A 25413-nucleotide genomic window follows, 5' to 3' on the forward strand; every position below is an offset into this window, starting at 1 on the left:
GGGGAAAAGAACCAAAAGAACAACGAGCGCCTACGCCTGAATACCCGCCCAACCGCTGTCAGGCCGCAGGAAGTGAAGATCGCGGTGGAAGCGAGTATACCCAACCCGGTCGAAGAACTCGAGAATCTGGATCGCGCGCTTGCGGCCGAGCCCCGTCGCATCGCGGAACGTCGCGGCATCGAGCCCGCCGGCGCGCGACGGCGCAAGATGCGCGACCAGTTCCGCCAGCTCGCGCACCACGTCCGCGTGATAGAACAGGTCGCGCACGACCTGGTGCACGTCGCCGCGCCGCGCGAGCTTGCGCAGCAAGGCGCGCACCGCGTCCTCGGCAGCGCCCGTGTCGCGGGCCAGGTCGCGCACCCAGGGCGGATCGAAGCGCCCCGCATGAATCAGCGGCAGCAGTTGCTGCGCCAGCGCCTCCTCACGCGGCTCGAGGCTCACCGAATGCGACGGCAAGTGCAGCCACGGCCCGCTTCGCGCGACTTCGCCGCCCGCCACCAGCGCATCGACGAGCGCGCGCCACAGCGCATCGCCGGCGAGCGGCGCGGCCATCCGCCGCAACCGGGCGGCGTCGAGCCCCTGCTCGTCGGGCATACGCTCGTGATACGCGCGCAGCGTATCGATCGCCTGCGTCTGCAGCGCGCGCCAGTGCGCCTGGGCAATCACCGCGCCGTCGTTCGACGCGGCGTCGCGCTGCCCGATTGCCAGCGCGTCTTCCGGCAACGCCAGCGCATTCGGCGCGAAACCCGTCAGATGCGTGAGCATCGCGCGCGGGATGCCGAGCGGCGCCTGCGCGAGCAACGCATCGAGACGCGCTTCGTCGAGCCATTCGGCCAGCGCGTCGAGCCATGCGCGGCGCGCAGGCGTACGACGCTTGCGCGCCGGCCCGAACGGATCGAGCACGCGGCCGCCCCCGACCGTGCGCGTCGCCTGCGGATTGCGGACGATGAACCGGTCGCCCGGCAGCGCAAACACCGGCTCGTCGAATACCAGTTGCACGCGCATCCGCTGGCCGGCCGCGAGCGTATCGCCGTCGAGCAGCGCGACATGCGCAACGCGATGCAGCGTGCCGAGATGCACGTGCAGCGGCGCCCAGTGCGTCAGCGTGAGCCCCGCATCCGCGAGCAGCGTCAGCTCGACGTCGAGACGCGGCGACGTCGCGACGAGCCGCGCATCGGCGACGGTGTCGCCTCGCTCGACATCGGCCTTGTCGACCCCGGCCAGATTCAGCGCACAACGCTCGCCCGCGCGGCCGGCCTCGACCGGCCGGTTCTGCGCATGGATGCTGCGCACGCGCGCCGCGCCGCCCGTGCGCACGATCGCGAGCGTGTCGCCGGTCGCGACGCGGCCCGAGAACGCAGTGCCGGTCACGACGGTGCCCTGCCCCGCGAGCGTGAACACGCGATCGACCGCGAGCCGGAACAGCCCGTCATCGCGGCGGGCGCGCCACGCGATCGCCGCGTCCGCCAGATAACGCTTCAACGCGGCGACGCCGGAATCATCCGCCGCCGTCGCACGCGTTTCGAAAATCGGCACGCCGGCCAGCGTCGAGTCGTTCAGCCACGTGGCGATCTCGTCGCGCACTTCGGCCACGCGCGCGGCGTCGACGCGATCGCACTTCGTCAACGCGACGGCGCCATGCGTGACGCCGAGCAGCTGCAGGATCGCGAGATGCTCGCGTGTCTGCGGCATCACGCCGTCGTCGGCGGCGATCACGAGCAGCGCGAAGTCGATCCCGCATGCGCCGGCCGCCATCGTATGGATCAGCTTCTCATGGCCCGGCACGTCGATCAGGCCGAGCACGTCGCCGTTGTCGAGCGGCGTATACGCGTAACCGAGCTCGATCGAGATGCCGCGCGCCTTCTCTTCCTTCAGGCGATCGGTGTCGACGCCCGTCAGCGCACGCGCCAGCGTCGTCTTGCCGTGGTCGATGTGTCCCGCGGTACCGACGATCATGCAGCAGGCCCCGCGAGCGGCACGCATTGCGCGACGAACACCGCCTCGTCGGCGGCTTCGAGGCAGCGCAGGTCGAGCCGCAGGGCATTGTCGGCGACGCGGCCGATCACCGGGCGCGGCCATTCGCGCAGCCGTTTCTCGAGCTGCGCCAGTGCACGGCCGCCGCGCTTGCCGTCCGCCGTGCGTACGACGAGCCCTGCGCTCGGCAACTGATCGACCGGCAGCGCGCCGCTGCCGATCTGGCTGAACATCGGCTCGACCGTCACGCCGAAACCGCTGCCGAGCGCGGCCTGCAGCACCGGACGCACGCGTTCGGCGGCCTCGGCGATCTCGCGCTGTGGGCGCGTCAGCAGCCGCAGCGTCGTGAGCCGGTCACGCAGGAATTCGGGTGACTGGTAGAGACGCAGCACCGGCTCGAGCGCCGCGAGCGTCAGCTTGCCGACGCGCAGCGCGCGCTTGAGCGGATGTTTCTTGATCTTCGCGATCAGCGCGCGATCGCCGACGATCAGGCCGGCCTGCGGCCCGCCGAGCAGCTTGTCGCCGCTGAACGTGACAACGTTTGCGCCGGCGGCGACGGTTTCCTGCACGGTCGTCTCGTGCGGCAGGCCCCATTGCGACAGGTCGGCGAGCGTGCCGCTGCCAAGATCGACGGCCACCGGCAGCCCGTGCTCGCGCGCGAGCGGCGCGAGTTCCGCGAGCGTCGCCTCCTTCGTGAAGCCACTGATCGCGTAGTTGCTGCAGTGCACTTTCATCAGCAGCGCGGTGCGCGGGCCGATCGCCTCCGCGTAGTCGCGCAGATGAGTGCGGTTGGTCGTGCCGACCTCGCGCAGCCTGGCGCCCGCGCGGCTCATGATGTCGGGAATGCGGAATGCACCGCCGATCTCGACCAGCTCGCCGCGCGACACGACGACTTCCCGCTTCGTCGCCAGCGCCGACAGCGCCAGCAGCACGGCGGCCGCGTTGTTGTTGACGACGGTTGCGGCTTCCGCGCCCGTCAGTTCGCACAGCAGATCGTCGATCAGGTCGTCGCGATCGCCGCGGCGGCCCGTGGCAAGGTCGAATTCGAGGTTGACCGGCCGCGTCAGCACGTCGACCACCGCGCGCACCGCGTCGTCGGGCAACAGTGCGCGCCCGAGGTTCGTGTGCAGCACGGTGCCGGTCAGGTTGAACACGGCGCGCACCGCGCCCGCGCTCTGCGCGGCCAGCGTGCGCGCGACGGCCGCTGCGATGCGCGGCTCGTCGAGCGGCTCGGCCGCCGCCGGATCGTGTTGCGCGGCGGTACGCCAGCGTTCGAGCTCGGCACGCACGGCGTTCAGCACGCGCGTGCGGCCAAAGTCCGCGATGAGCGGTTGCAGCGGCGCCGACGACAGCACGCGCTCGACGGACGGCACGCGCGCCAGCACCGCATTCAATTCATTCACACCCGGTTCGGTCACGTAGTGGTGGCTCCAGTCTCATGCTTCGCAGCGGGCCGGCGCCGGTGCTCGCGCACCGCCCCGGCCCGTGCCGTCAATTCGCGTCCCGCGAAACATCCGGCCACAGCAGCGGGTTCGGTGAACTGCGCTGGTAGCCGGCTTCGTTCATCAGCAGGTCGAGCGTGAGACTCGCGAGATCGTCCGCCAGCGGCTCGAACTCGTAGTCCTTGTCCTGATAGCCGATCTTGCGATAGGTCTTGCACTCGTCGCACGATTCGGCCTTGACGGCTTCGCTGCCGCCCTCGATCCCGTGATACGCGATGCCTTTCGTCGAATCGCAGTGCGAGCACTTCGTGCGCACCATGTGCCACTCGGTCGTGCACAGCCCGCATTGCAGGAAACGGTAGCCCTGGTACTGGCCGCCGACCCGCACGACGCTCGCGACCGGATGCGTGCCGCACACGGGGCACAGCCCCGGCTGGTCGAGATACGGGACGTCGGCCGGCGCCACGCGGCTGGCGAGGTCCGTCCAGACGACCTGCAGCGCGGCCATCAGGAACGGCGCGGTAGCCGGGTCGACTTCGGCGAAACGCAGCGCGAGGATCGCGTCGGCTTGCGCGTCGAGTTCGGCGGGCGCCATCAGGCGCAGCCGGTCGAGCAGCTTCGCGAGCTGCGGGTTGACGAGCCCGGCGCCTTCGACGCGGTCGAGCAGTTCGTACAGCACGGCACGCCAGCGCGGATCGCGCTCGCCGTCGAGCGCCGGCACGAGCGGCATCGAATGCGCCTGCGCACGCGCAATCGCTTCCTTCGACGGCAGCGGCAGTTCGAGCGTTTGCAGCGTCGCGTGCTGCGCATCGGCGACGGTGGCCATCAGCCGCAGGTAGCCGCTGATCGGGTTCAGGTCGGCCAGCTTGCGCAGCCGCGCGGCGCGCGCCGAGAACGCGGTGGCGCGCTCCGGCAGGCGAAAGCGCGGGATGGCCGAATGATCGAGTGCCGAGATCTCGGTCGGTTCGAGAATGCGTTGTGTCACAAATATATCTTCCAAAAAAACAAGCGCCGACGCATCGGCGCTTTCGGGCAGTTCCGGCGAAGGAGCGGAACGGCCCGCCGCGATCGGCGAACCGCCCCGCTCCGGTGCGTCACTTCACGCTTTCACGGAACCACTTCGGGTGATGCTTGCGAGCCCAGCCCAGCGTGACGGTGCCGCGCACCATCGCGCCGATCGAGCCCTTCACCCACAACGCCGCGTAAATGTGCACGATGATGCTCGCGATCAGCACGAAGGCCGCCACGGCATGCACGACAGCGGCCGCGCGGATCACCCCGATCGGGAAGTAGAACGAGAAGTAACGTCGCCAGATCACGACTCCCGACAGCAGGAGCAGCAGCAGGCACGCGACCAACGTAAAGAATAGCAGCTTCTGCCCGGCGTTATAGCGCCCGACAGGCGGCAGCTTGTCTTCCTGGTTGGTCAGCACGTCGCCGATCTGCTTGAGCCACTGCCGATCGTCCGCGTCGAGCGCGTTGTGGTGCCAGAAGCGCACCACCAGGATCGCGAACGACACGAACATCACGAGGCCGACGAACGGATGCAGGATCCGCGTCCACTGGCCGCCGCCGAACAGCGCGGTCAGCCAGAACATCGACGGATGAAACAGCGCGAGCCCGGACAGCGCGAGCAGCACGAACGTGATCGCGGTGATCCAGTGGTTCGTGCGCTCGTTCGGCGTGTAGCGGACGATCAGGTTGGGGTCGTCGTGGTTCATTTCACGTCCTCCTTGATGCGTCGCGCTTCGTCGCGCGCGGCTTGTTCCTCTTCGTCGCTCACCTCGTTCGGACCGACCCGGACATAGTGGAAGAACCCGGCGAGCGCGGTCAGCGCGAGGCCGGCCACCGCGAGCGGCTTCGCGATGCCCTTCCACAGCTTCACCATCGGGCTGATCGACGGGTTGTCGGGCAGCCCGTGGTACAGCGACGGCTTGTCCGCGTGGTGCAGCACGTACATCACGTGCGTGCCGCCCACGCCCTGCGGGTCGTACAGCCCCGCATGCTCGAAGCCGCGCTCCTTCAGGTCCTCGATCCGCTCGGCCGCGTGCTGCTTCATGTCCTCCTTGGTGCCGAACACGATCGCGCCCGTCGGGCAGGTCTTCACGCAGGCCGGTTCCTGCCCGACCGCGACGCGGTCGGAACAGAGCGTGCACTTGTACGCGCGATGATCCTTCTTCGAGATCCGCGGAACGTTGAACGGGCAGCCGGTCACGCAATAGCCGCAACCGATGCAGTTCTCCTCGTGGAAATCGACGATCCCGTTGTTGTACTGCACGATCGCGCCCGGCGACGGACACGCCTTCAGGCAGCCCGGATCCTCGCAGTGCATGCAGCCGTCCTTGCGGATCAGCCACTCGAGGTCGCCCGCCGGGTTCTCGTATTCGGAGAACCGCATGACCGTCCACGAATGCTCGGTCAGGTCGGCCGGGTTGTCGTACACGCCGACGTTGGTACCGACTTCGTCGCGCAGGTCGTTCCACTCCATGCATGCCGTCTGGCATGCCTTGCAGCCGATGCACTTCGATACGTCGATCAGCTTCGCGACGCTCCCGGTCACCGGTTCGCGCACCGTGGGCGGTGGCGTCGTGGTGGCCGAGACGCGCTTGATATCCAGCGATTGCAATGCCATCTCTTTCCCCTTACGCCTTTTCGACCTTCACCAGGAACGACTTGAATTCCGGTGTATAGGAGTTGCCGTCACCCACGGACGGAGTCAGGGTATTGGCGAGATAGCCGGGCTTCGTCAGACCCTTGAAGCCCCAGTGCAACGGGACGCCGACCGTCTGGACCTTCTTGCCGTCGACCGTCAGCGGCTTGATCCGCTTCGTGACGAGGGCGACCGCGATGATGTAGCCGCGCTTGGACGACACCTTCACGCGCTCGCCATGCGCGACACCGACTTCCTTCGCGAGGTCTTCGCCGATCTCGACGAATTGCTCGGGCTGGATGATCGAGTTCAGCCGCGCATGCTTGGTCCAGTAGTGGAAGTGCTCGGTCAGCCGGTACGTCGTCGCCACGTGCGGGAAATCCGCCACCTTGCCGAACGACGCTCGGTCGTCCGGGAACACGCGGGCAGCCGGGTTGTTCAGCGCCTGCGGGTTGTTCGGGTGCAGCGGGTTCGCGTCGAGCGGCGTCTCGAACGGCTCGTAGTGCTCGGGGAACGGCCCTTCGTTCATCCCCGCCCGTGCGAAGAAGCGTGCGACACCTTCCGGGTTCATGATGAACGGCCCCATTCCGTTTTCGGGCGATTCGTCCGCCTTGAAGTCGGGAATGTCGGCCCCCTTCCACGCGCTGCCGTTCCAGCCGATCAGCTTGCGAGTCGGGTCGAACGGCTTGCCGGCGACGTCGCACGACGCGCGGTTGTACAGGATCCGCCGGTTCGCCGGCCAGGCCCACGCCCAGTTCAGCGTCTGGCCGATGCCGGTCGGGTCGGAGTTGTCGCGCCGCCCCATCTGGTTGCCGGCCTGCGTCCAGGCACCGCAGAAGATCCAGCAGCCGCTCGCGGTCGTGCCGTCGTCCTTCAACTGCGCGAACGCGGCCAGCTGCTCGCCCTTCTTCACGAGCGTCTTGGCCGGATCCTTCGGATCGGGCAGATCGGCGAGCGCCTTCCCGTTGAACTCCATCGCGAGCTCTTCGGGTGTCGGGCTTTCCGGGTTCGCGTACGGCCAGGTCAGGTTGACGATCGGATCCGGGTACTTGCCGCCGTCCTTCTGGTACATCTTGCGCATGCGCAGGAACAGCCCCGACATGATCTCGAGGTCGCTGCGCGCCTCGCCCGGCGGCTCCGCGCCCTTCCAGTGCCATTGCAGCACGCGGCTCGAACTCACGAGCGAGCCGTTTTCCTCCGCGAAGCACGTGGTCGGCAGACGGAACACCTCGGTCTGGATCTTCGACGAATCGACGTCGTTGTAGTCGCCGTGATGCTTCCAGAACTCGGAGGTTTCGGTCGCGAGCGGGTCCATGATCACGAGCCACTTCAGCTTCGCGAGGCCGGCCGCCGTCTTCACCTTCGACGGCGACGCCGCGAGCGGGTTGAAGCCCTGGCAGATGTAGCCGTTCATCTTGCCGGCATTCATCAGCTCGATCACCTGCAGCAGGTCGTACTGCTTGTCGAGCTTCGGCAGGTAGTCGTAGCCCCAGTTGTTCTCGGCGGTCGCCGCGTCGCCCCACCAGGACTTCATGAAGCTGACGTGGAAGGCCTTGTAGTTCTTCCAGTAGCTCAACTGGTTCGGCCGCAGCGGCAGCTGCACGCGCTTCTTGATGTAGCCGTCGAAATCCTGCTCGGATTGCATCGGTAGCGTCATGTAGCCGGGCAGCAGGTTCGACATCAGCCCGAGGTCGGTCAACCCCTGGATGTTCGAGTGGCCGCGCAGCGCGTTCATCCCGCCGCCGGCGATGCCGATGTTGCCGAGCAGCAACTGCACCATCGCGCCGGTGCGGATCATCTGCGCGCCGATCGAGTGGTGCGTCCAGCCGAGCGCGTACAGGATCGTGCCGGCGCGGCCGGGAACGGCGGTGGTCGCGAGCATCTCGCACACCTTCAGGAACTTCTCCTTCGGCGTGCCGCACGTCTGCTGGACCATGTCCGGCGTATAACGCGCGTAGTGCTGCTTCAGCAGGTTGTACACGCAACGCGGATGCTGCAGCGTCGGGTCGACCTTCACGAAGCCGTCGTCGCCGCGCTCGTAGTCCCAGCTCGATTTGTCCGGGTACGCGTGCTTCTCCGCGTCGTAGCCGGAATAGATGCCGTCGTTGAACGCGAAATCCTCGCGCACGATGAACGAGAAGTCCGTGTAGTTCTTCACGTACTCATGCTGGATCTTGTCGTTCGTCAGCAGATAGTTGATGACGCCGCCCAGGAAGACGATGTCGGTGCCGGTGCGGATCGGCGCGTAGTAGTCGGCCACCGAGGCCGTACGCGTAAAGCGCGGGTCGACGACGATCAGCCGCGCCTTGCGGTGCGCCTTCGCCTCCGTTACCCACTTGAAACCGCACGGATGGGCCTCGGCTGCATTGCCGCCCATCACGAGAATCACGTCCGCGTTCTTGATGTCGACCCAATGGTTCGTCATCGCTCCACGGCCAAACGTCGGGGCAAGACCTGCCACCGTCGGGCCATGTCAGACACGCGCCTGATTGTCGAATGCGAGCATCCCGAGACTGCGGATGGTCTTGTGCGTCAGGTAGCCGACCTCGTTGCTGCCCGCCGACGCCGCCAGCATGCCGGTGGTCAGCCATCGGTTGACCTTCGCACCGTCTTCCGCCGTCTCGACGAAGTTCGCGTCGCGGTCGGCCTTCATCAGCTTCGCGATGCGGTCGAGCGCGTCATTCCACGAAATCGGTTCCCACTTGTCCGAGCCGGGCGCCCGATATTCGGGGTGCGTCAGGCGGCTCGGGCTGTGGATGAAGTCGATCAGGCTCGCGCCCTTCGGGCACAGCGTGCCGCGATTGACGGGATGGTCGGGATCGCCTTCGATGTGGATGATGCTCGGCTGGGCGTTTTTCGCGCCGTCTCCGAGGCTGTACATCAGGATGCCGCAACCCACTGAGCAGTAAGGACAGGTGTTGCGCGTTTCGACGGTGCGCGCCAGCTTGTACTGTCGGACTTCGGCGAGCGCTTCGGATGGAGAGAAGCCCATCAGGGCTAGACTCGATCCGGCAAGCGACGTTGCCGTCACCTTCAGGAACTGGCGCCGTGACATTTGTAGCATGGCTGGTCTCGGCGTTATTGTGGGGGTGAGGAAACTGAAAGGAATTATAGACAGTTCGCGCAACTATGTTCGAATCTTCGGATCAATACTGAATTGTCTGATTACCAGCGATGACCCGCGTTCCCCGCGCCACCGAAACGTCATGAAACGACAGATCACCTCCGAAGCCACCCGTCTCGCGCAACAACAGGCCAACTGGGCCCTCACCGCGTTCAAGCGCTTCTCGTCCGACCGCTGCTCCGCGATGGCCGCGGGCATCGCCTTTTTCTCCGCGTTCTCGCTCGCGCCGATGCTCGTGATGGTGATTGCCGTGGCCGGCTGGTTCTACGGCGACGATGCCGCGCGCGGCCAGGTGTTCGAACAGGCGCACCAGCTGATCGGCGACGACGCGGCGGCCAGCATCCAGACGATCGTGCAGAACGCGCACCGCGCGGGCGAGCGCGGCGGCCTCGCAACCCTGATCTCGTTCGCCGCGCTCGCGATCGGCGCGTCGGCCACCTTCGCGTCGCTCAGCGCCGCGCTCAGCGTGATATGGCCGGCCACCGAGAACCGCTGGTCGAGCATGCTCGGGCTCGTGCGCGTGCGGCTGATCTCGTTCGGGCTCGTGCTCGGCGTCGCGTTCCTGCTGATCGTGTCGCTCGTGCTCGACACCGCGATCACGTTCATCGGCACCTGGCTGCTGGGCGATTCGCCGTATGTGGTCGTCACGAACCTCGTGCAGTTCTTCGTCGGCATCGCGGTGCTCGCGGCCGCGTTCGCGTCGTTGATGAAGTTCCTGCCCGATGCGCGCGTCGCATGGCGCGACGCCGCGATCGGCGGCGTCGTGTCCGCGATCCTGTTCTCCGGCGGCAAGAAGCTGTTCGCGCTGTACCTCGCGCGTGCGGGCACCGCAAGTGCATTCGGCGCAGCCGGATCGTTCGCGGTCCTGCTGATGTGGCTGTACTTCTCCGCGATCGTGCTGCTGCTCGGCGCGGAATTCGCGGCAGCCCGCGGCAACGCGCATCGGCCGGCCACGAACCCGTCGCCTGCCGCGTCCGGCGACGCAGCTCAACCCACCCAGCCCGGCCGCGCCGACAATCGCCCGCGCGAAGACTGAACGACGTGCCCGGCGCAGAACGCACCGCGCATCGATTCCGCGCGTCCCGCACACCCCTATCCCTACGCAACCCCGTCGTCGGCCGCGCATGCGCGCGGCGTTGACGCGCGCTTTACACGCCGGCGTAGGCACGCCTGCAATCGCAAACGTTTGCACACCCTCGTTTCGTTGCTGCCACGGGCCGAAACAGGGGATTTGCCGCACGGTGCGTCAACTACTGAAACAATCGCGGCGCAGCAATTGTCAACTATTTCAAAAACAGGAACAGTCGTTGATGTGCTTGATATATATGGACTTTTTCACGCTGTTACCTTTTCGAGACACTTTATTTTTTAAGCTTTCTTGCGTGTATGGCACTGAGCTATTCTCCAATCCGCAACAAATAACGATGAATCACTTGCGTGGAGAATCTCAACGATGAAGAAACTTGCTCTCTCGACCCTCTCGCTCGCCCTGCTGGGCGCCGCTGGTGCTGCTCAGGCGCAGTCGAGCGTGACGCTCTACGGCGTGATCGACACGTCGATCACGTACGTTCACGGTAACGCCGGTCAAGGTAACAATTCGTGGTCGATGGGTAGCGGCAACCTGCAAGGCAGCCGCTTCGGCCTGAAGGGTTCCGAAGACCTCGGTGGCGGCCTGAAGGCGATCTTCCAGTTGGAAAACGGCTTCAACTCGGCATCGGGCGCGCTGGGCCAGGGTGGCCGCATGTTCGGTCGCCAGGCATTCGTCGGTCTGCAAAGCGACCAGTACGGTACGCTGACGCTGGGTCGCCAGTACGACCCGCTCGTGGACCTGGTTCAGGCAGTCACGGCTGACAACTACTTCGGCAGCGTGTTCGCCACGCCGGGCGACGTCGACAACAACGACAACAGCCTGCGCGTCAGCAACGCGATCAAGTACACGTCGCCGGTATTCTCCGGCCTCCAGTTCGAAGGCATGTACGCACTCGGCGGCGTCGCCGGCTCGACCGGCAAGGGTCAGACGTGGGCCGCAGCCGCAGCCTACAACAACGGCCCGCTGGGCGTGGCTGCTGGTTACTTCCACGCGAACAACGCGGCCGCCCTCACGGCCGGCAAGCGCGGTACCTGGACCGGTACGTCCGACGCGATCTTCGACGGCGACTCGGGCACGACCTTCATCAACAACGCGTTCGTGTCGTCGACGTCGATCGGCATCGCGCAAGTGGCAGCCCAGTACGCATTCGGCCCGGTGACGGTCGGTGCCGGCTACAGCAACGCCCAGTACAAGGCGGACGGCGCCTCGACGTTCGGTACGAACCAGAAGTACAACACGGGCCGCGGGTTCGTCACGTACCAGGCATCGGCACCGCTGCTGCTGGGCGTCGGCTACATCTACACGAAGGGTAGCGGCGACAACAACGCCAAGTACCATCAGGTCTCGCTCGGCGCGGACTACTCGCTGTCGAAGCGCACCGACGTGTACCTGGTTGGCGCATATCAGCACGCAAGCGGCCACAACGCCGACGGCAGCGATGCGCAAGCGTCGGTCGGCTCGTACGGCATCGCCGGCAAGAGCTCGCAGGAAATCGTCGCGCTCGGCCTGCGTCACAAGTTCTAAAAACGAAGTATCCGGTGTGCATGGCGTCTCCGACGCCTTGCCGCCGACCTGGAAAGCCAGTCATCGGTTTCGGCCGTGGCTGGCTTTTTTTCGTCTGTCGCCAGCGGGCCGGCATGGCCTGCACCGGCCGGCGGCCGATGCCCGAGCACCCGATGCACGTCAGTTGGCCAGCAGCGGCGCCTGGCGGCTGCAATGCGCCTGGAACGCGATTTCCTGACACCAGGTTCACTCGCTGTGCGCGCGCCGCACGACTACCATGCGCACTGTCGGTGCCACGGCTCCGATGCGACGGCCGTTCGCCCCGTCGTGTCGATTTCGACGCTCCTCATCCGTCGTATCGAGGTCGGCACGCGATTTGCGCCCCGACCAATACAGACAGGAGATACGCCATGACGATTCAGAAGATCACGCCATTCCTCTGGTACGCGGCGGAAGCAGAAGAAGCCGCCGCCTTCTATGCGGGCATCTTTCCGGATTCGCGCATCGTGCGCGTCACGACGGTGCCCGGCACCGACGGCACGCGGATGGTCGAGTTCGAGCTGTTCGGGCAGCCGTTCTTCGCGATGAGCCACCCGCGCACCGATACGTTCAACCATGCGATCTCGCTGCTGGTCAGCTGCGCCGACCAGGCGGAACTCGACCGCTACTGGAACGCCCTGCTCGACAACGGCGGCACGGCCGACGCCTGCGGCTGGCTGAGAGACCGCTACGGCGTGTCGTGGCAGATCGTTCCGGAAACGCTGATTCCGATGATGTCCGACCGGGACACGGTCAAGGCCACGCGCGTGGCCGCGGCGATGATGCAGATGATCAAGCTCGACGACGCCGCGCTGAAAGCCGCCTACGCGGGTACGGCGGGCTGACGAAGCACGTCGCACGGCGCATGCGCGATGACGCGCCGGATCGCCGACTGGCTTCCGGCTCGACAGCATGCGCGTGCGACTGCCGCGCCAATGCCGACGATCTTCATCGGCATCGCTGCCAAGCCGGCCCCGCGCGCGGCATCCGCCGCTACATCGACAGCATTGATTCGACCGTTCGCCGTGCGTAGCCGATGAATGCAGCGAGAGGTTCGCCCGACAGGATCGCCGCATCCTCTTCGCCGCCGAGATAGGCGGCACGCGCCGCCGCGACAACCGGCCGGTATGGTTCCGGCAAGCGTTCCAGTACCCATGTCGCCGCGACGTCCTTCGGCGCGATCCTGCCGGTCGCGGCGCTGTACCAGATGCGCGCGAGCGCGAGCACCACGTTGCGCTCGTCGCCGCGCCAGTCCGGTTCGGCATTCCACTGCGCAACCGTCGCCAGCAGCGCGGCGACAAAATCCCGTGCGGGCACTGGCTCGAAAAGCGCCGCCACCGGCGGGCCAACCAGCACGACACTGTGCTGCCGCACCTTCGTCAACAGGATCGCCAGATCGTGATCGACGAGCGCCGGTTCGACGATGCCGGCCTCGAGGTCGTGACGCAGCCATTCACCGAACTGCAGTTCGCGACGCGCCGGATGACGCCACGGCACGACTTCATCGTGCGCGACGACGGTCACTTCCAGTGCGCGCACGCCGTCGGCGCGACCGGGCGGCGCCGACACGGCGAGCAGGTCGAGCATCAGTGCGTGCCGCGTCGATTCGTCGGGCCGGCCCGACACCGTCACCAGTACGTCGATGTCGCTGCGCGGCTTCAATCCGCCGTCGAGCGCCGATCCGAACAGGTGGATTGCCTTCAGCGTCGCGCCGAGATGCCGCTCGATCGTGTCGCACGCGGCGGCGACCTGGGCGGCGATTTCGTCGGGAATGGCTTCAGTCACGATGCGTGTGCCTCGCAATGCGCACGCAACCGGCACAGCGAGCGCGACGGGCAGCAGCGGATCTGCTGCAAGCGCACAGAGGATTGCCGTTCGTCATCGCGCGTGCGCGGCGCGTCGTCCGTCGTGCGTCACGCGTCGAAGCGGACCTTCCGCCATGTCGCTGCGTGGCTGCCGCGCGATTTGCGCAGCGCAATAAAAATCCCCGCACGCTTTCGCGTACGGGGATCGTCGGACATCGCAACGGCTGCCGACATGCATTCGCATTCGGCAACCGCTGCGCGGCATTACGCCGCCGCGTCCTTCAGCTTCTTCAGCGCACGTGCCTTCACGCGCACGCTGGCCGGCTTCGCCGGGAACCAACGCTCTTCGCCCGTGAACGGATCCTTGCCGAAGCGCTTCTTCTTCGCCGGCACGACTTGCGCCGTGATCTTCAGCAGACCCGGCAGCGTGAACTCGCCCGCGCCCTTCTTGTGGACCGAGCCCAGCACGACGTTCTCGAGTGCGACGAGCACTGCCTTGACAGCCTTCACTTCGACAGCTGCGCGCTCAGCGATGTGCGTTGCGAGCGATGCCTTCGTGAACTTGTCCTTCAGCGGCGTCGGAGCGGCCGGTGCCGCCTTCGCGACAACCTTCTTGGCCACTACTTTCTTCGCGGGCGCAGCCTTTTTGGCAGCCACTTTCTTGGTGGCCGGTGCGGCAGCCTTCTTGGCCACCTTTTTTGCGGAAGTCGCCATGTTTCTCCTACCAGGTGTGGTCGTTGGATACACGAAGCGTGCAACGCGCGCGCTTCAACGCCGGATTCTACAAGCGCCTTGACGCTTCGTGGAGTACTTTTATGCGTTTTCGCGGGGTTTCCCGCAGGTTTTTTTGCATGCGACCGATTTCATCGACGCTCCAGCATCAAAAAACGCCTTCACGTAGGCACCCGAATGCGAATTACGTTCGATATTTGCGCACCTATACTGGGCTCGCTCAATGCCCGGATGCCTCCATGCGCGAAGCCAGATACGTCAAAGGACTCGACGGCCTGCGAGCCCTCGCCGTCATCCTCGTTTTCCTGTCCCACAAGGGCCACGTCCTTGCCGTCGACGTCGGCAAGCTTGGCGTGTGGACGTTTTTCCTCATCAGCGGATTCCTGATCGTCGGCGAGCTGCATCGCAACCGCCAGGCGGTCGAGCGCGGCACCATGACGCGCCGCCATGCGTTCGCGCTGTTCCTCGCGAAGCGCGCGCTGCGGATCTTTCCCGTGTATTACCTGCTGCTCGCCGCGCTCGCGATCGCGCACGCGCTGTTCTACCAGCGCGGCGTCAATCTCGGGCTCGCGTGGCACGCGGTGTTCCTGTCGAATTACTGGATCGGTGCCGTCAAGGACGGCTGGCCGGGCTCCACGTCGCACTTCTGGAGCCTCGCGGTTGAACAGCAGTTCTATCTGATCGCACCGCTCGCGCTGCTCGCGGTGCCCGCCGCGCGACACGTCGCGCTCGGCATCGCGGCCATCGTACTGTGCGCGCTCGCGCATCTCGCGCTCTACCTGTGCGACGCGTCGCCGGTGCTGATCTATGCGTTTTCCCCGTGGAATTTCGCGCTAATCGCGCTCGGCGGCGTCGGCGCGATGGCGCTCGCCGATCGCGGTGCGGCCGCCGTGCGCCGCGTTCCGCCCGGCTGGCTCGGCGCGGCCGGCGTCGCATTCTTCCTCGTGCTGCCTGCATGCACGACCTTGCCCGACACGATCGCGGGGCTCGCGGATCTCGGCCTGTCCGCGTCGCTCGGCGCGCTGCTGCTATGGATCGTCAGCGAACCCGAACATCCGGTCGTGGCGCTGCTCGACTGGGCGCCGCTCGCCTATCTCGGCACGATCAGCTACGGCTTCTACCTGTTCCACAACCTGATTCCGGCGCGTTTCGGCGTGCTGCCCGCGCACGTCGCGCACGTGGCCATCCCTGAAATCGTCCGCGACACGCTACCCGAACTGCTGCAGTTCGCGCTCGCCGTGCTGCTCGCGCACCTGTCCTGGCGCTATCTCGAAAAGCGGCTGCTCGATTTCAAGAAGCCGGTCGCCGCGATGCTGGCCCGGCATTTCGTCGCGCGGCCGACCACGTCGGCACGTTGAACGCTGCACGGACGCGGCAACGGTTGAACTGAAAACCGCGATTCCGGCCACGCCCGGAAGCCGACGCGCGACGAGCGAGCCGTTGCGTCATCGGCCGGCGCCGGCCGATCCGATGCGGTCACGAACGTCGATGTGCGTCGCGCAACCGAACCGCCGCCCCTGTCATCCGGGCGCCCGCCGCGGCACCGGTTTCAGCCGTGACGTCCGTTCTCGCAGGGGCGCCCCGCTCCGCACGCAGCCCCGATCCTGAAGCCGGTCCGCCACGACATACACGCCGACCGTGCACTGGCGCACCCGCACACGCAAAAAAGCCCCGGCGCGCGAGCGGCCGGGGCCAACGGAACAACCACCACCTGAAACAACGGAGCGCGCGGCTGCTTAGGCGACAGCAGCCAGCGCGGGCAAACAGGTACGCAGGTAGGCCTCGAATTCGCGGCTCACTTCCGGATGCTGGAGCGCGAGTTCGACGGTGGCCTTGAGATAGCCGATCTTGCTGCCGCAGTCGAAGCGCGTGCCGTAGTAGCGATACGCGAGCACCTGCTCGTTCGCGAGCAGCGACTGGACGGCATCGGTCAGCTGCAGCTCGCCGCCGGCGCCCGGCTTGAGCTTGCGCAGGTGATCGAAGATCGTCGGCATGAACACGTAGCGGCCGACCACGCCGAGATTCGACGGCGCATCTTCCGGCGCCGGCTTCTCGATGATGCCCGACAGCTTGATGATGTCCTCTTCCCATTCGCGGCCTTCGACGACGCCGTACGAGCGGCTGTCCTCGCGCGGGATCGTCTCGACCCCGATCACCGAGCTGTGATAGTGGTCGAACACGTCGACGAGCTGCTTGAGCACCGGCTGTTCGCCGTGCAGCAGGTCGTCGGCGAGAATCACCGCGAACGGCTCGCCGTGCACCAGCTTCTCCGCGCACAGCACTGCGTGGCCGAGGCCGAGTGCTTCCGGCTGGCGCACGTAGAAGCAGTTCACGTGGCTCGGCTTGATGCCGCGCACCAGTTCGAGCAGCTTTTCCTTGCCGCGCGCCTCGAGTTCGGCCTCGATCTCGTAGGACTTGTCGAAGTGATCCTCGATCGCGCGCTTGCTGCGCCCGGTGACGAAGATCATCTCGGTGATACCGGCGTTGATCGCTTCCTCGACCGCGTACTGGATCAGCGGCTTGTCGACGACGGGCAACATTTCCTTCGGGCTCGCCTTCGTTGCCGGGAGGAACCGCGTGCCGAGACCGGCAACGGGGAACACGGCCTTGGTGACTTTCAACATGTTCGCATCCTGATTGCGTTAACTGCGCCGCGTCGACCAGCGACCCGGCGCGATTGTGTTCCGAACGGCATATCGAGAATCGACGGTACTGCCAATTCGACTCCGCTCATTTTCGATATGGACTGATTGCCCAATGATTCCGGAAAAAATATAATCCTTTCAACCCGGTCGATATTGCCGAACCGAGTGCCGAAGCAGAAACAAATTACCGATTTTCCAGATACAAATTCTTACGATTCGAATTCCTCGATATAGGGCACGCCGCCCCGTTCGAGACCCGGGCGAATCGGTTCGTTCTTCAGCGCCTCGCGGTACGCCGACAGCACGGCCATGACCAGCAGTACTGCAGCGCTCGCGATCCAATGCATGTCCATCTTGCCGCTCCTTGCATCAATCAACTGGAGCTTCAAACTATCAGAAAAAAATCGGTAAATAATTGACCCGCCTCGCGGAACCGCTTTCCGAGCGCGATAAAACCATGATGTGGAATTCCGATATTTCCCGGCGAGATTTTTTTATTCATTGATCGAATTCTTGCGCATTACGATTGGATGAAACTTCCCGTCCATCCGTCGCAAGGAATCGAATCGCATGCAAGCTTTCAGCGGATCGTCTCTGACCGCGCCGCCCGTCGCCGATCACAAGGAACACGTGATCGACGCGATGCGCGGCTTCGCGGCGCTGCTCGTCGCCTATTTCCATTGCCGCCAGGTCGTCTGGGTCGGCATGCAAAGCTTCCATCAGGCTTACGGCCATGCGCTCACCTCGAGCGCGATCGCCGGCTACCTGACCTTCCCGTTCGCGTGGGGCTCCGCCGGCGTGCCGATCTTCTTCGTGATCAGCGGCTACTGCATCCACCGCAACGCGGCGCTCAAGCTCGCGGCCGATCCCGCGTACCGGCTCGACGCGCCGAACTTCTGGGTGCGCCGGTTCGCCCGCATCTACCCGGTGCTGCTGGCCGCGCTGCTGTTTACGCTCGCACTCGACTCGGTCAGCCTGCAGATCGAGCCCGTCAGCCACAAGATCCGCGACGTCGGCCTCGTCGCGTTCCTCGTGAACCTGTTCTCGCTGCAGGGCGTCGCCGGCTACACGTACGGGTCGAACGGCGCGCTGTGGACGCTGTCGCTCGAAGTGCAGTTCTACGCGATCTACCCGCTGCTGTTCGCGATCCGCCGGCGCATCGGCATGCCGGCGGTCGTGGCCGCGGTCGCGCTCGTCAACGTCGCGTCGGCGTGGCTGCTCGAACGGCACGACCTGCAGTTCTTCACGTCGTACTGGCTGTCCTGGACGATCGGCGCGTGGATCGCCGACGTGCGCGCGCAGCCGGCACGCGGCGCGGCCGCCGTGCCGTCGCGCGCGTGGTACGGTACGGCCGCCGTGCTGCTGGCCGCCGGCTGCGGCGCGTTCCATTTCGGCCAGTACGGCGCATTCCAGCTGTGGTCGGCCGGCTTCGCATGCTTCCTTTATCGCGCGCTCGCCCGTCCTCCGCGCCCGACGCCGCCGCTGCGCGTGCTGAGCTGGTTCGGCGACTTCAGCTACTCGCTGTACCTGATCCACCTGCCGCTGTTCGTCTGCCTCGGCTCGGTGCTGTTCCATTCCGAGCTGCAGCTGTCGATCTGGCCTTCGTTCGCGTTCATGGCCGCCGCGATCCCGGTCGCGTATGTGTTCTACCGGATGTTCGAACGGCCCGCGATGACGTGGTCGGCCAGCTTCAAGCCGGCTCGCCCTGCCCGGGTCGTTTCGGCGGCGCCCGAACGAGCCGTCTGACCCGGCCGGAACGCTTTCCCGAGCCCTCGCGCGGCGGTACGCTGCGCGGGGGCTTTTTCATGGCCTGAGCGCGCCGGCAAGCCGGGTTGGCGGGATGGGGTAGCCCTCCGGCGTGCGACGGCGCCACGCCCCGCACAGGCCGTCTCCGACCGATTTTCTCCACGCAGGCTGCCTGGGTGTCGCCTTCTCGGGTCGCCTTCTCGAGTCGCCCCACGCGCCGCCGTCTTCTCCGACGTCTCGCACCGCCCGTCGTCGCCCCAATCGACGATCGGTCAAGCCCGCGCCCAACCCCGCACGAGACAACCTGCCAGCCGCCCCTCGCCGGACAAAGCCCCGGCGCTGAAAAACAAAGCCCCCACGCGGCGCACCGCCGCATGAGGGCCTGTTTCCCGCCGGCTCGCGCCGCTTTTACCGCTTCTTCGCCTTCGCGGCCTTCGCCGTATCCGCGAGGATCTTCTCGACCCGCTCCACGTAGGTTTCGGTGCCGAACCGGCGCACCGCCGTCGCGCGCCCGCTCGCGACGAGCCGCTCGCGCAGCGCACCGTCACGCTTCAGCGTAGCCAGCGCATCGGCCAGCGCGGCCGCATCGCCCGGCGCGCAGAGCAGCCCGTTGTCGCCGTCCTCGATGATCTCGACGACGCCGCCCGCGCGGGCCGCGACGACCGGCCGGCGCGCGAGCATCCCCTCGACGATCACGCGCCCGAACGGCTCCGGCGTGATCGACGTGTGCGCCACGACGTCGACCGCCGTCATGCAGGCGGCCACGTCGCGCTGGAACCCGAGGAAATGCACGCGCCCGCCCATCCCGTGCCGTGCGACGGTCTCGTGCAGCTGCGCCGCGTATTCGTCCTCGCCGAACAGCGGCGCGCCGACCAGCACCACGTGCATGTCGGGATGCCGCGCGGCGGCTTCCAGCAGCACGTGCTGTCCCTTCCAGCGCGCGAGACGGCTGAACGAGCCGACGAGCCATGCATGCTCGGGCAACCCCAGCCGCGCGCGCAGCGCGGCCTGGCTGACGCCTTCCAGCGCATCGAACGGCTCGGCCGAAATGCCGTTGAACACGACATCGACGTGCTGCGGCGTGAAGCCCGTCAGCGTCCGGAACGCCTGCGCGGACGCGTCGGAGTTCGCGATCACGCGCGTGATGCCGAGCCGCGCGCAGTATTTGATCGCCAGCAATTGCTTGCTGCCGAAATGGTCGGTGCTGACGATGTCGCGCAGGTGCCACACCACCGGCTTGCGTGCGAGCCGCCCGGCGAGCGCGGCGACCACCATCGCGCGCTGCGTGTTCGCGTAGATCACCTCGGCACGGCGCGCGCGCCGCGCGACGTCGCGCACCAGCCGCACGAGCTGTTTCACCGCCCCGACCGACACGCCACCCTGCTTGCGCACGCCCGCGAGCGCGCCCTGGTCGACCACGTCGACGCGCGCGCCGATCTCGTCGAGCGCCGCACGGAACGGGCCGTCGTCGAACAGCAGCACGTCGGCGTTCGCGCGCATGTGCTTCATGATCTCGAGCAGCGACAGCTCGGCGCCGCCGAGCACGCCGCTCTGGTCGAGCACGAGCGTCGCCGGGCCGCGCGCGGCCGGCATCGGCGCGATGGCCGTACCGCGCTGCGCGGTCGAGCCGGGCAGCGCGGCTTCCACATAGTCGAGAAAGCGCCGCCGGAACGTATCGGCGGAAAACCGCTCCGCATTCGTGCGGCAGGCGGTCGGCGTGAAGCGCTGCGGCGCACGCTCGAAATCGTCGACGGCCGCGACGATCGCGTGCGGCGTCTGTTCGTCGAAGAAGAGCCCGGTCGGATTCAGGTTCGATTGCGGGTCGAGCACGGTTTCGAGCGCGCCGCCCTTGCCGTACGCGATCACCGGCGTGCCGCACGCCTGCGCCTCGACCACCGAGATCCCGAAATCCTCCTCGGCCGCGAACACGAACGCCTTCGCGCGCCGCATCCGGTCGTGCAGCACCGCGAACGGCTGGTAGCCCATGATCTCGACATTCGGGCCGGCCTTCGCGCGGATCTTCTGCATCTCGGGACCGTCGCCGATCACGACGAGCTTGCGCTCCGGCGTGCGCGAAAACGCTTCGACGATCAGGTCGATCTTCTTGTACGGCACCATTCGCGACGCGGTCAGGTAGAAATCCTCCTTCACCGCGTTCAGCGAGAACGCGTCGACGTCGACCGGCGGGAAGATCACCGCCGCGTCGCGGTGGTAGACCTTCTTGATACGCCGCGCGATGAACGCGGAGTTCGCGACGAAGCCGTCCACCGCGTTCGCGGTGCGCGTATCCCAGTTGCGGATGTAATGCAGGATCATCCGCGCGAGCAGCGATTTCGGCCCGTGCGTGAGATTCGACTGTTCCAGATACTGGTGCTGCAGGTCCCACGCATAGCGGATCGGCGAATGCACGTAGCTGATGTGCACCTGGTCCGGCCCGGTCAGCACGCCCTTCGCGACCGCGTGGCTGCTCGAGATCACCAGGTCGTACTCCGACACGTCGAGCTGCTCGATCGCGAGCGGCATCAGCGGCAGGTAGCTGCGGTACTTGGTGCGCGCGAACGGCAGCTTCTGGATGAACGACGTCGTCACCGGCTTGCCGCGCACGAACGCGCGGTCGTCGAGGAAATCGACGAGGCTGAACAGGTCCGCGTCGGGAAAGCACGCGACGATCTGCTCGAGCACGCGCTCGGCGCCCGCATAGGTGACGAGCCAGTCGTGGACGATCGCCACGCGCAGCGCGCGCGCCGGATGGCGTGCGCTTGCGCGTTCGGCCGGCAGCGCCCGGCGCAGCGCGGTGGCGTCGCCGGCTTCGGCCACGGCCGCATCGGCGGTGGCGAGATTCAATACGGCGTGTTCCGCCAGATCGCGATTCATACGGTTCTCCTCGCATTGAGACGGACAAACAGGTCGCGCACCAGCGCACGCAGCCCCGGCGTCATCGTGAGCGACCACGCGACGTTCAACAGCAGCACGACCGCGCACATGCCGATCGACTCGACGAGCCCCGGCCACGCCTGCGCCAGGAACAGGCTCGCGAGCAGGAAGGCCAGGTGCGCGAGCATGTCGAGCACGATCGCGCGCATCCGGATCGCCGACAGGTACAGCAGCACACCGTAGTCGACGAGCGCGCGCGCCGCGACCACCACCGCCGCGCCGATCAGCCCGAAGTGATGAATGCCGAACCACAGGCCGCCGACGAAGAACGGCATCTCGACGAGCCCGGCAAATGCCGCGCGGGCCGGGTTGACCTGCGACTGGATCAGGATGCGCGTGACGCTCGCCTGGCCGACGAGCCACACGCTGATCACCAGCACGCGGCCGACCGGCGCCGAATGCGCGGCGAGATCCGCGCCAACCCACAGCGTGAGGAACGGCGCGAGCGCGAAGATCGCGACGATGCCGACCGGCGTGAACACGCCGTTCAGGAATTCGAGCGACTGGCGCGCGAGCGTGTCCGCATGGTCGCGGCCGACCGCCGACAGACGCGGGAACAGCGTGCGCACGAGCGCGTTCGGCAGCATGTTCAGGCGCGTGACGAGGTTCTGCGGCACCGTGTAATAAGTGACGAACTTCGCGCCCATGCCGGCGCCGAGCATCACGCGGTCGAGCGTGTCGGCGATCATGCTCGTCGTGCTCGCGATCAGCATCCAGCCGCCGAAGTTGAACAGTCCTTTCGCGGTGCCCCACTGCGGCGGATCGATGCGCCGGATCCCGAGCACCTTGATGCTCGCCTGGCCGAGCATCACCGCCGCGATCAGCCGCGCGACGACCGCCGCGGCGAGCACCGTCTGCAGGTTCGGCGCGATCCACCACGCGGCGCCGAGCGGCAGCAGCTGGAACAGGAACGTGCCGATCGTCTGGTTCGTGTTGAACACGCCGAAGCGTTCGGCGCCGTTGATCGCGCCGGCGAACACCCACGACACGTTCGCCAGCGGAATCGCGAGCGCGAGCCACGGCAACGCGAGATACACCTCGTGCTGCATCGCCGCCGACACCTTCGTGAAGTACGCGGTGTAGACGAACGCGCCGAAATAGATCAGCAGCCCGCCGACGATGCCGGTGCCGAGGTTCAGCCAGAACGCGCTCCAGAACACGCGCGCGCTTTCGTCGGCGTTGCCGCTCGCGAGCGCCTTCGAGATGTGGTTCTGCGCGGCCATGCTCATCCCGAGATCGAGGATCCCGAAATAGCCGATCAGCGTCCACACGAGGCTGACGACGCCGTAGCGTTCGACGCCGAGCGCGTGGATATAGGCGGGCACCGTCACCAGCGACACGAAGGTCGGCAGGATCAGCCCGATGAAGTTGATCGAAACGTTCTTGAGTATGCCTTTGTCCATGCTTCTGCCTTGTGTGACGTCGCCCGTCACGGTTTCCAGCGATACATCAGCACCTTGCCGCGCGCGTCTTCCTCGACGAACACGAGGTACTCGCCGTTCTCGCGCCGGAACGCGCTGATGCCGAACGGCACGTCGACCCAGCCGGAGGCCTTGCCGACCTCGGCGCCCGGGCTCATCACGCCCACTTCCTTGCCGGTTTCCTTGTCGTACACGTGGATCTTGCCGACCGGCTCCACCCCGAACAGGTAGCGGCCCTCGGCCGTGAGCCCGATCAGGTCGAAGATCGGCTTCGCGTCGAGCTGCCACGGCAGCGCGACCTGGTAGCGCACGACCGGCGAGCCCGTCGACCACTTGTCGAAGCGGATCAATACACGGCCCACTTCCTTGTTGATGCCCGGCTGCGGCGGTGCGTCGGCCGTATAGCCGGTCACGTACAGCGTGTCGGTCTGCGGCTCGTAGATCGCGCGGCGCAGCTGCGTGAACGGCTGCGGCATCGGATAGGTCGTGACCTTGTCGTACGAGTAGATCGGGTTACCGGCCTTGTCGACGCCGCCGTACTGGAAGCGGTGGATGCCGCGCACGTCGCTGGTGCGCCAGATGTCGCCCTTCGTGTCGACCCACCAGCCCCAGCCGCCCGCCTTCGCCTTTCCGGTCGTGTTGATCTCGGCCTCGTCGGCATCGATCCGGCCGTTGCCGTTCGCGTCGCGCCACAGCCAGTCGCCGCCCGGCGGCTTGTTCGGCACCTTGTCGACCGGTCGCGCACGCCCCGCGATCAGGCCCGACGGAATCGCGACCTCGCCGTCGCGCTTCGCGTCGAAGCGGTAGATCTTCAGGTGGTCGGCGTACATGTCGGTCAGGTACAGGAACGTGCGGCCGTCGAGGCGCCGTGCGAACGGCATGCCGGGATACTGGTCCGTGTGGAACACAGGATCGTCCGGATACTTGAAGCGGTTCGACAGGAACCCGACGTATTTCCAGTCCTGGCCCGGCGGCTTCGACAGATCGAGCTCGAAGCGCTTGTTGCCCGTGTACACGCTGTTCGGCCGCGCCGGGTCGAGCCACGCACCGTCGACGAACAGCAGCCCCTGCACCTGCCAGCGCTGCTTGCCGTCCGGCGTATAGCTTTCGAGCACCGCGCCGAGCCCTGCGCCGATCGTGTCGTGGCGCGGCCCGATGCCGTTCATCGACACATAGATGTTGCCAGCGCGGTCGACACCGACGCCCGTCAGCCCGTTGAAACGCTGCGGCCCCGGCCGGCCCGGCACCGGGCCCGCGAAGATGCCGCCGCGCTCGCCGAGCGTGCCCGACGGCGCATAGCCCTTGCCGCCTTTCGAGAAGATCAGGATTTGCTGGCGCGGCCCGTTGTCCGCCACCAGCACGCGGCCTTTCGCGTCGACGGCCACGTCCACCGCATCGGTGCCTTCGGGCAGGACCGGCGCGTCGTCGAGCTTGCGGCCGTCCGCGCGCACGTGCACGAGGTGCGCGGGCCCGTTGAGCGTATCCGTGAGCAGCCACAGCGTGCCGTCGCCCGCGAGTGCGATGCGGCCCGGCTCGTGCGCGCTCCACGTGCCCTTCTGCTGCATCGTCTCCGCGTCGTACACGGCCACCGCGTCGCGCGACGGATTCGTCGCGAACAGCGTCTTGTCGTCGGCTGCGAGGCCGCCGACTTCCGCCTTCTGCTCGCCCACTTCCGAGCGCGCGGGCGCCGCGACCTCGTTCATAATCATGAAGCTCGCGGCCATCCGCGCGCGGCCGGTGTCCGCGCGGCCGCCCGGCGCAAGCTGCGGCGCCGCGCGGAACGGCGCGGGCTGCTTCAGGTCGCCGATCGTGCGACGCGAGATGCCGAACCACTGCTTGCCCTTGTCCGGCCAGATGCCGGGCGACTGCAGATGGCCGCGCTCGTTGCCGACACCGATCGCGACGTACGCGTACTTGCTGTTCACGGCGATCGCGCTGCCGCCGAGGTTGCCCCAGCCGTGCGTGCCGCCGGCGAAGCCGAGCATCTTCCCGTCCTGGTAGACGCTCGCCTCGGCCCCGCTCTCGTCCCACGGCGCATTCGTATACACCTTGCCTTCAGGCGTCACCGCGATCGCGCGGATGTCGATCTGCGTCCAGCTGCCGTCGCCATAGCCGAACGTATTGCCGATCCACGACGTCGTCGCGGGCAACACCGTTTCGGCCGGTGCGGCGCTCGTCAGCAGCGTCGCGCATACCGTCATGCCTACCAGAATCAGACGTCGCAATGCGCTTCTCCAGACTTGATGCAACAGCGACCGGGCCGCCGCAAGGACTGCCGCCGGCGCACCCTGTCGCTAAATGGGTTTCA

18 protein-coding genes are annotated in these 25413 nt (G+C 66.7%); 5 read left to right on the forward strand and 13 right to left on the reverse strand.

The features are described 5' to 3' along the window. Positions 1 to 30 precede the first annotated feature (30 nt). From selB to fdnG, 6 genes are all read right to left on the reverse strand, one after another. Positions 31 to 1956 carry a selenocysteine-specific translation elongation factor gene (gene selB / locus CFB82_RS28230; protein WP_089486181.1) on the reverse strand — a complete coding sequence of 642 codons (1926 nt, stop codon included), beginning with the start codon at positions 1954 to 1956 and terminating at the stop codon, positions 31 to 33. Then, a complete protein-coding gene (gene selA / locus CFB82_RS28235; protein WP_069251175.1) occupies positions 1953 to 3392 on the reverse strand; it encodes an L-seryl-tRNA(Sec) selenium transferase in 1440 nt (479 codons plus the stop codon). Before selA ends, selB begins: the two co-directional genes overlap by 4 nt. A gap of 73 nt (positions 3393 to 3465) precedes the next feature. Continuing rightward, positions 3466 to 4401, reverse strand: a complete 936-nt coding sequence (gene fdhE, locus CFB82_RS28240) for a formate dehydrogenase accessory protein FdhE (RefSeq protein WP_174945113.1) — start codon at positions 4399 to 4401, stop codon at positions 3466 to 3468. A gap of 109 nt (positions 4402 to 4510) precedes the next feature. Beyond that, the gene (locus CFB82_RS28245; RefSeq protein ID WP_021162866.1) at positions 4511 to 5137 is read right to left on the reverse strand and encodes a formate dehydrogenase subunit gamma; all 627 of its coding nucleotides are present in this window, start codon (positions 5135 to 5137) and stop codon (positions 4511 to 4513) included. Then, entirely contained in the window at positions 5134 to 6048 is a 915-nt protein-coding gene (fdxH, locus tag CFB82_RS28250) for a formate dehydrogenase subunit beta (RefSeq protein WP_089447409.1), read from the reverse strand. Before fdxH ends, CFB82_RS28245 begins: the two co-directional genes overlap by 4 nt. A gap of 10 nt (positions 6049 to 6058) precedes the next feature. Continuing rightward, positions 6059 to 9130, reverse strand: coding sequence for a formate dehydrogenase-N subunit alpha (fdnG, locus tag CFB82_RS28255; RefSeq protein WP_089486182.1), 3072 nt, complete (start codon positions 9128 to 9130; stop codon positions 6059 to 6061). A 142-nt stretch (positions 9131 to 9272) separates the two neighbouring features. Here fdnG and CFB82_RS28260 point away from each other — a divergent pair, with 142 nt between their 5' ends. The 3 genes from CFB82_RS28260 (at position 9273) to CFB82_RS28270 (ending at position 12667) form a co-directional block, all read left to right on the forward strand. Then, positions 9273 to 10226: a YihY/virulence factor BrkB family protein gene (locus CFB82_RS28260; protein ID WP_089486183.1), complete on the forward strand. Its 954-nt coding sequence runs from the start codon at positions 9273 to 9275 to the stop codon at positions 10224 to 10226. A gap of 417 nt (positions 10227 to 10643) precedes the next feature. Then, positions 10644 to 11804 carry a porin gene (locus CFB82_RS28265; RefSeq protein WP_089447406.1) on the forward strand — a complete coding sequence of 387 codons (1161 nt, stop codon included), beginning with the start codon at positions 10644 to 10646 and terminating at the stop codon, positions 11802 to 11804. Positions 11805 to 12193: 389 nt separating this feature from the next. Continuing rightward, positions 12194 to 12667 carry a VOC family protein gene (locus CFB82_RS28270; protein WP_089447405.1) on the forward strand — a complete coding sequence of 158 codons (474 nt, stop codon included), beginning with the start codon at positions 12194 to 12196 and terminating at the stop codon, positions 12665 to 12667. A 148-nt stretch (positions 12668 to 12815) separates the two neighbouring features. Here CFB82_RS28270 and CFB82_RS28275 read toward each other — a convergent pair whose 3' ends face one another. Both CFB82_RS28275 and CFB82_RS28280 read right to left on the reverse strand, forming a co-directional pair. Then, positions 12816 to 13607, reverse strand: coding sequence for an AadA family aminoglycoside 3''-O-nucleotidyltransferase (locus CFB82_RS28275; protein WP_089486184.1), 792 nt, complete (start codon positions 13605 to 13607; stop codon positions 12816 to 12818). Between the two features lie 284 nt (positions 13608 to 13891). Further along, positions 13892 to 14341: an HU family DNA-binding protein gene (locus tag CFB82_RS28280; protein ID WP_011355701.1), complete on the reverse strand. Its 450-nt coding sequence runs from the start codon at positions 14339 to 14341 to the stop codon at positions 13892 to 13894. Between the two features lie 257 nt (positions 14342 to 14598). Between CFB82_RS28280 and CFB82_RS28290 the strand changes: the two genes are divergently transcribed. Then, positions 14599 to 15717, forward strand: coding sequence for an acyltransferase family protein (locus CFB82_RS28290; protein WP_089486185.1), 1119 nt, complete (start codon positions 14599 to 14601; stop codon positions 15715 to 15717). A 378-nt stretch (positions 15718 to 16095) separates the two neighbouring features. Here CFB82_RS28290 and galU read toward each other — a convergent pair whose 3' ends face one another. After that, positions 16096 to 16983 (reverse strand): UTP--glucose-1-phosphate uridylyltransferase GalU, encoded by an 888-nt coding sequence (gene galU / locus CFB82_RS28295; protein ID WP_011548079.1) that lies wholly within the window; start codon positions 16981 to 16983, stop codon positions 16096 to 16098. A 230-nt stretch (positions 16984 to 17213) separates the two neighbouring features. Next, positions 17214 to 17357 carry a hypothetical protein gene (locus CFB82_RS43420; protein WP_006479318.1) on the reverse strand — a complete coding sequence of 48 codons (144 nt, stop codon included), beginning with the start codon at positions 17355 to 17357 and terminating at the stop codon, positions 17214 to 17216. A 217-nt stretch (positions 17358 to 17574) separates the two neighbouring features. On the opposite strand from CFB82_RS43420, the gene CFB82_RS28300 reads away from it, so the two are divergent. Next, a complete protein-coding gene (locus CFB82_RS28300) occupies positions 17575 to 18750 on the forward strand; it encodes an acyltransferase family protein (RefSeq protein WP_089486186.1) in 1176 nt (391 codons plus the stop codon). A gap of 408 nt (positions 18751 to 19158) precedes the next feature. Here the strand turns inward: CFB82_RS28300 and CFB82_RS28305 are convergent, their stop codons facing one another. The 3 genes from CFB82_RS28305 to CFB82_RS28315 are packed head-to-tail and all read right to left on the reverse strand — an operon-like array spanning position 19159 to position 25306. Further along, positions 19159 to 21624, reverse strand: a complete 2466-nt coding sequence (locus CFB82_RS28305) for a glycosyltransferase family 4 protein (RefSeq protein WP_179255463.1) — start codon at positions 21622 to 21624, stop codon at positions 19159 to 19161. Next, a complete protein-coding gene (locus CFB82_RS28310) occupies positions 21621 to 23087 on the reverse strand; it encodes a flippase (RefSeq protein ID WP_089427929.1) in 1467 nt (488 codons plus the stop codon). The genes CFB82_RS28305 and CFB82_RS28310 overlap by 4 nt, the downstream gene beginning before the upstream one ends. 26 nt (positions 23088 to 23113) lie before the next feature. Then, complete coding sequence (locus CFB82_RS28315) at positions 23114 to 25306, reverse strand: hypothetical protein (protein WP_179255468.1); 2193 nt, start codon at positions 25304 to 25306, stop codon at positions 23114 to 23116. Positions 25307 to 25413: the final 107 nt, after the last annotated feature.

The sequence above is a fragment of the Burkholderia sp. HI2714 genome (genome assembly GCF_002223085.1).
Classification (GTDB): Bacteria; Pseudomonadota; Gammaproteobacteria; order Burkholderiales; family Burkholderiaceae; genus Burkholderia; species Burkholderia lata_D.

Excerpts from the sequence above, each read along its gene's own strand:
- CFB82_RS28315 (WP_179255468.1), bottom strand. The coding sequence starts at position 25,306 with ATGACGGTATGCGCGACGCTGCTGACGAGCGCCGCACCGGCCGAAACG.
- CFB82_RS28280 (WP_011355701.1), bottom strand. The coding sequence starts at position 14,341 with ATGGCGACTTCCGCAAAAAAGGTGGCCAAGAAGGCTGCCGCACCGGCC.
- CFB82_RS28305 (WP_179255463.1), bottom strand. The coding sequence starts at position 21,624 with ATGAATCGCGATCTGGCGGAACACGCCGTATTGAATCTCGCCACCGCC.
- CFB82_RS28245 (WP_021162866.1), bottom strand. The coding sequence starts at position 5,137 with ATGAACCACGACGACCCCAACCTGATCGTCCGCTACACGCCGAACGAG.
- CFB82_RS28265 (WP_089447406.1), top strand. The coding sequence starts at position 10,644 with ATGAAGAAACTTGCTCTCTCGACCCTCTCGCTCGCCCTGCTGGGCGCC.
- CFB82_RS28270 (WP_089447405.1), top strand. The coding sequence starts at position 12,194 with ATGACGATTCAGAAGATCACGCCATTCCTCTGGTACGCGGCGGAAGCA.
- CFB82_RS43420 (WP_006479318.1), bottom strand. The coding sequence starts at position 17,357 with ATGGACATGCATTGGATCGCGAGCGCTGCAGTACTGCTGGTCATGGCC.
- CFB82_RS28260 (WP_089486183.1), top strand. The coding sequence starts at position 9,273 with ATGAAACGACAGATCACCTCCGAAGCCACCCGTCTCGCGCAACAACAG.
- CFB82_RS28300 (WP_089486186.1), top strand. The coding sequence starts at position 17,575 with ATGCAAGCTTTCAGCGGATCGTCTCTGACCGCGCCGCCCGTCGCCGAT.
- fdxH (WP_089447409.1), bottom strand. The coding sequence starts at position 6,048 with ATGGCATTGCAATCGCTGGATATCAAGCGCGTCTCGGCCACCACGACG.
- selB (WP_089486181.1), bottom strand. The coding sequence starts at position 1,956 with ATGATCGTCGGTACCGCGGGACACATCGACCACGGCAAGACGACGCTG.
- CFB82_RS28290 (WP_089486185.1), top strand. The coding sequence starts at position 14,599 with ATGCGCGAAGCCAGATACGTCAAAGGACTCGACGGCCTGCGAGCCCTC.
- CFB82_RS28310 (WP_089427929.1), bottom strand. The coding sequence starts at position 23,087 with ATGGACAAAGGCATACTCAAGAACGTTTCGATCAACTTCATCGGGCTG.
- galU (WP_011548079.1), bottom strand. The coding sequence starts at position 16,983 with ATGTTGAAAGTCACCAAGGCCGTGTTCCCCGTTGCCGGTCTCGGCACG.